The organism is Pseudomonas sp. RA_35y_Pfl2_P32, from assembly GCF_963970735.1.
In the GTDB taxonomy this organism is placed as follows: Bacteria; Pseudomonadota; Gammaproteobacteria; order Pseudomonadales; family Pseudomonadaceae; genus Aquipseudomonas.
Genome location: NZ_CAXAQF010000108.1, coordinates 1 through 656, shown reverse-complemented (window position 1 = coordinate 656; position 656 = coordinate 1). Strand labels below are relative to the sequence as shown.

General features: G+C 59.3%; 1 pseudogene. It reads left to right on the top strand.

Going from position 1 to position 656, the window contains the following annotated elements:
• Positions 1 to 656: pseudogene (locus tag AACY45_RS27330) on the top strand (hypothetical protein); the annotation flags it as partial.

Genomic DNA, 656 nt, shown 5'->3' with positions numbered 1-656 from the left:
GTTCAAGGAATATGGCTATCGTGCCAAGCTGCTGTTCCAGCCGAGCGACCGTATCGAGCTGACCTATTTCAACGATTACGAGCATCACTGGGACAATTTCATCCGCACCTCGGTCTCGGGTGCGCTTCCGTCGGTGACGGCGCTGCAGATCGCCAATGGCGTAACGCCGGGGCCGGAGAATGACGACGACGCCGATTCCAAGATGGGCCGGACGCAGACAGCCACCTGGGGTCATTCGCTGCGCGCGCAGATCAAGATCGGCCGCGACACGCTGACCTCGATCACCGCCTATCGCGAAGTGAAGAGTGCCACCAACCAGGATTCGGATTTCACCGGTGCCGATCTGATCGGGCGGAATTCGGCCAATGTCGGGATCGATACGTTCACGCAGGAACTGCGTCTCGCCACCGATTTCGAGGGGCCGCTCAACTTCCTGCTCGGCGGCTTTTATTTCAACGAAAAGATCAACCAGAAGAACCAGATCACGTTCGGTTCGCAATTCCGCCCCTATGGCAATGCGCTGATCCAGGGCGCGACCGGTGGTGCATTGAGCGTCGCCACGCTGGAAACGACCTTTGGCGCGCTTGAAGGGAATCCGGCGAAATATACCGGCACCTTCTTCCGCACCGGCGACGGCCTGAACGAATCCTATGCGC